The organism is Pseudomonas sp. CM25 (assembly GCF_013179705.1).
Taxonomy (GTDB): domain Bacteria; phylum Pseudomonadota; class Gammaproteobacteria; order Pseudomonadales; family Pseudomonadaceae; genus Aquipseudomonas.
Genome location: NZ_JABMCW010000391.1, coordinates 1 through 4,592, shown reverse-complemented (window position 1 = coordinate 4,592; position 4,592 = coordinate 1). Strand labels below are relative to the sequence as shown.

4 protein-coding genes and 1 pseudogene are annotated in these 4,592 nt (G+C 58.3%); 1 reads left to right on the top strand and 4 read right to left on the bottom strand.

Annotated elements, in window-relative coordinates; genetic code table 11:
• The 4 genes and pseudogenes from HP546_RS26295 to HP546_RS26280 form a co-directional block, all read right to left on the bottom strand.
• Window positions 1-206: pseudogene (locus tag HP546_RS26295) on the bottom strand (benzoate 1,2-dioxygenase large subunit); the annotation flags it as partial.
• An 83-nt stretch (window positions 207-289) separates the two neighbouring features.
• On the bottom strand, window positions 290-1,060 hold the full coding sequence (locus HP546_RS31915) for an RHS repeat-associated core domain-containing protein (protein ID WP_172231578.1): 771 nt from the start codon (window positions 1,058-1,060) through the stop codon (window positions 290-292).
• Between the two features lie 93 nt (window positions 1,061-1,153).
• Window positions 1,154-2,110: a benABC operon transcriptional activator BenR gene (gene benR, locus HP546_RS26285; protein WP_172231575.1), complete on the bottom strand. Its 957-nt coding sequence runs from the start codon at window positions 2,108-2,110 to the stop codon at window positions 1,154-1,156.
• 357 nt (window positions 2,111-2,467) lie between these two features.
• A complete protein-coding gene (locus HP546_RS26280; RefSeq protein ID WP_256678540.1) occupies window positions 2,468-3,355 on the bottom strand; it encodes a glycine betaine/L-proline ABC transporter ATP-binding protein in 888 nt (295 codons plus the stop codon).
• Between the two features lie 415 nt (window positions 3,356-3,770).
• Between HP546_RS26280 and HP546_RS26275 the strand changes: the two genes are divergently transcribed.
• On the top strand, window positions 3,771-4,592 hold an 822-nt coding region (locus HP546_RS26275), incomplete at its 3' end, for a LysR family transcriptional regulator (RefSeq protein ID WP_172231572.1).

The window sequence follows — 4,592 nt, the reverse complement described above, 5'->3', positions numbered from 1 at the left end:
TGGCGCCCCATGGTCAGGGTGAGGAAATCGTTTTTCTCGGGGATCTGGCTTTCGTGGGCCAGGTAGATCCAGTTGCCCTCGAAGATGTGTTTCATCTCCAGGTCGAACAGGCGTGGGTCGGTGAACATCTCGCGCTTGCAGCGGTAGATGCCCTTTTCACGGTCGTCCTCGAGCATGGCATTGAGGTAGTCGAATCCCAGGAACATGGCCAGGGTCTCCATTGTTATTGTTCAGACCTGGTCAGGTTAGGGAGACCGCTGGCGGGGGACTATCCGGATTGTGCAGAGTGCTATCCAGCTTTACCGGGATCTCGCACTTTTGGAACCAGCCGTTTGGGGTCATGGAGCCAGCTTGCAACAACATCGTTCACAAGAGTGTTCACGCTTCCTGCCGCTTGCATTATTTCGTTAAGTGGTGCGACTACCGCTAACGCCTCCATCAAGTGACTGTTGGACGATATCGGAGTCGCAGCCGCATTGACAGGATCGCCAGCGGCTCTCTGCAAATTTTCTCCGATGTTGCTTGATAGCTTCACTGCGGTGCCTTGCACTAATAATTTTTGAGCATCTGACCAATGCGATGAATTCATGATGGGTTGTATTTGATCCCCGTAACCACGCCCGAGATTGTTGATAGTTTCTACGACTTGATTACTCACAGTATAGCCGGCGACTCCTGCATGTTTTCGAATACTTGACAGTTGCACTGGTTTCTGAGGTCTTGGCGCTTCAGGCGTTTCCCAAATTTTCCGAAGCGCAGGGGCTTTTGAAATCTTAGAAAACTTACGGTGCCCACTAGGATCAGCATAATTAACCGGATCCCCACCACAGTAGGCATAACAGTTTATTCCTCCAAGCCCCATCGGGCTCAAGCTGTCAGGACTGTGAAACCTCATCAAGACCGGATTGAACGCGCGGTATCCATTCCCTAGTAAGTAGCACCCTGTAGTAGGCTCAATTCTCTCTCCGCCGAAGCCCAGCATGGATGCAAATTGCTCACCGCCGTCATGCCCATAAACCGGGTACTGCCGTGAACCAGAGGAATTTCGCGACGTTGACATGGACCCACCTTCTCATCGAAATAAATCAAATGGTGGGACGTACATGAAATGTAAGCAACTGGTGGAAATGTCAGGTGACCACGCTAACGCGCCTCATCTGTGGCGTTTGAACGTCTGCGAAGGCAGCTCGCCGAACTGCTGGCGGTACACTTCAGAAAACCGTCCCAGATGCAGGAATCCATAATCCAGGGCAAGTTCCGTCACACTGCGCACACCACAAGTCGGGTCGTTCAGGCACGCATGCACCCGCTCAAGCTTGCGCTGGCGCACGTAATGCTTGGGTGTAGTACCCAGGTGCTGGTCAAACAAGGTATACAACGAGCGCAAACTCATGCAGGCCTGCTCTGCCAGCACGTCAGCCGATAGCTCCAGTTTCAGGTTGCGGTCGATGTAGTCAAGAATGCGCTCAAGCCCCGCCTGCGGTGCGCTCAGGCTTTCGCGACGGATATTGGTGCTCATCAGGGTCAGCAGCTTGCTGGCCACGATCTGGCTGTAATGGCCCTGCACCCTGGGCAGCGAATCCGTCACCTCCGCCTCCTGGCACACCATTGCCAGCAAATTGACGAACCCGTCCAGCTCGTCCAACCGGTAATGGTTGCGCAGGAAGCGCACGCCGCCGTCGGGGCGATACCAGCGCTGTTCGTCGCAGATCGAATCCAGCAACCGGGTGGGCACCTTGAGGATAAACTTCTCGCAGTCTTCCGAGTAGGTCAGGTCAACCGGGTCGTCGGGGTTGATCAGCAGCAGTTCCCCCGGCACCAGGTGATGCTCGCGCTTGTGCCCGCGCCACAGGCAATTGCCGTTCAGCAGTACCTGCAGGTGGTAGATGGTCTCCAGGGCTGGCGAGGTGACCCGCACGCTACCGCCGTAGCTGATGCGGCACAGGTCGAGTTCGGCGAACGTGCGGTGGCTGAGGCTGGCCTGGGGGTGGGTGGTGCGCGACAGACCGATGCAATGCTGGCCTACATGCTGGTTGACGTAATCGGACACAGCATAAGGGTCGGCGTGGTGGAACACGCTACTGCGCTCGCTCAGCAGGCGGCTTTCCATAGGCAAGGCACTCGGCATCGTTATTGTTCTGTTCGCCGCTGCCTACCGCCTTGTGGGCGGTGGCCGCGGTCGTTCACGGTTATTGTATAGCGCCGGCTGCGGGTCACGGGGGGCAGGTGACAACCGGTGGATGGGGACACTTAAGCAAAAAGGCGGGGGATGGGCAATGCGGCGATCGGATTGGATGGGCGGATAGCGGACAGGTCAGTTTTGATTTTCGTTCGGTAATCGAACACATTCTGCAGGTCTGGCCCTATCGCCGGCAAGCCAGCTCCTACAGGCCTCTCGATCCTGTGGGAGCTGGCTTGCCGGCGATAGGGCCGATGAAGGCTTGCAGATTCCTGGGTCAATGGACCGCTACATCCTGCCGCCCAGCCCAACCCTGGCTGCGCGCCCGATACTTGCGCGGGGCAATGGCAAACAATTCACGGAAGCGCCGGTAGAAATGCGGGAAGCTGAATCGTTGGCCGGCTGGTTGATCAGTTCTTGCGGGGTGCCGATCTGCACCACGCGGCCGCCCTCCATGATCGCAATGCGATGGCCGATGCGGATGGCTTCCTCGATGTCGTGGGAAATGAAGATGATGGTGCGCTGCTGCTCGGCCTGCAGGCGCATCAGTTCGCCCTGCATTTCACTGCGGATCAGCGGGTCGAGTGCCGAGAACGCTTCGTCCATCAGCAGGATGGTCGGGTCGTTGGCGAGCGCCCGGGCCAGGCCCACCCGCTGCTGCATGCCGCCGGACAGCTGGTGCGGGTAGCTGTGCTCGTGGCCAGCCAGGCCAACCTGGCTCAGCGCTTCGCGGGCACGGCTTTGCCGTTCGGCTTCAGGCACGCCGGCAATCTCCAGGCCGAAGGCGGTGTTTTCCAGCACGCTCATGTGCGGCATCAGGGCAAAGGACTGGAACACCATGCCCATTTCCTTGCGGCGCACGTCGAGCAGGGCTTTGTCGGAGAGCCCGGTAATTTCCTTGCCGTTGAGGTGAATGCTGCCGGAGGTGGGTTCGATCAGGCGGTTGAACAGCCGCACCATGGTCGACTTGCCCGACCCGGAAAGGCCCATGATGACGAAAATCTCGCCGCGTTTGACGGAGAAACTTGCATCGAACACGCCGACGACGTGGCCGGTCTTGCTGAAAATTTCGTTCTTGTCGGCGCCCTTGCGGAGCATCTGCATGGCCATGTTCGGATTAGGCCCGAACACTTTGAAGATGTTTTTTACCGAAAGAATCTCATCGGCATGGCTCATACGACCCTCTTTATTATGCTTATTAACCAATCTTTCAACATCGCACTTTCAATAAGGCGGGTAGAGATCAGTGCGAGTACGCTTGGCAGTCCGTTCAAATTCGAACGTGAGTCAAAACCGGCACGCAGAATGACCTGCTTCAAAATTATTCGACATCGATGTCACCAATGTCGCGCCGTGGCTTTAACGTTAAGCCCTGAACCAGAGCGGGTCCAACGACATTTGATTTACGCTAACCATTACCTGAAGTTATCAATCGGCGTGAAAGGCCCTGCGCAGAGCCTGCCGCCGCACCCTTGAATGCGGTAGCAGCCTTGTGCTGCGTAGATGCCGGCTCATACACTGGCGCCGTGGTGCCTGTACGGGCCTTTTCGCAGCACCAGGCTGCTCCTACGAAGAACCTCCCACTACCGACATGGTCAGACACTCCGAGCCCGATCAGACGCTGATCAAGATGCCCTCGCTGCGCGCGGTCAAAGTCTTCGTCGCTGCCGCCAAGTACCAGAACTTCACCCGCGCGGCCGAAGCGCTGTGCGTCACCCAGGCGGCGGTCAGCCGGCAGATCCGAGAGCTGGAGACCTACCTGGGCGCCGAGTTATTCACCCGCGTCGGGCGCGCGGTGGAGCTGACGGTGGCCGGCTCGATCTTTTTCGATGCGGTGCAGTTGTCGTTCGTCAACATTTCCCAGGCGGCCGAGCGCATCCGCAGCAATACCAACACCAAGCACGTGGTCACCTTGTGCTGTTCCCCGGCGTTCGCGGCCTTGTGGATGGGCCCCCGCATGTCCAGGTTCTTCGACGAGAACCCGGACATCGACATCAACCTGGTCACCACGCAGAACTTTCTGTCGATGGAGCCTGGCGTGCGCCCGGACATCTACATCACCAAGCTGGGCAAAGTGCAGGCGGGCTATCGCTCGCACCCGCTCAACCATGACGTGATCTACCCGGTGTGCACGCCGCAGTATCTGGCGCAGCACCCGGAAGTGCGCACCTTGCAGGGGTTGCGCGATGGCACTTTGCTTAACCTCAGCCCCTATGGGCGCTCGCAGGTGGCCGAGCATGTGGACTGGAACGTATGGCTGGCCTTCCATGACGTCGACCTGAAAAGCCGCGCCAACACGGCGCCGCACTTTTTCAATGCCAACGACTACAACCTGCTGGTACAGCTGGCCCTGGGCAATCAGGGCGTGGCGCTGGGCTGGCACCACCTGGTGGCGCCGCTGGTTGCCCAAGGG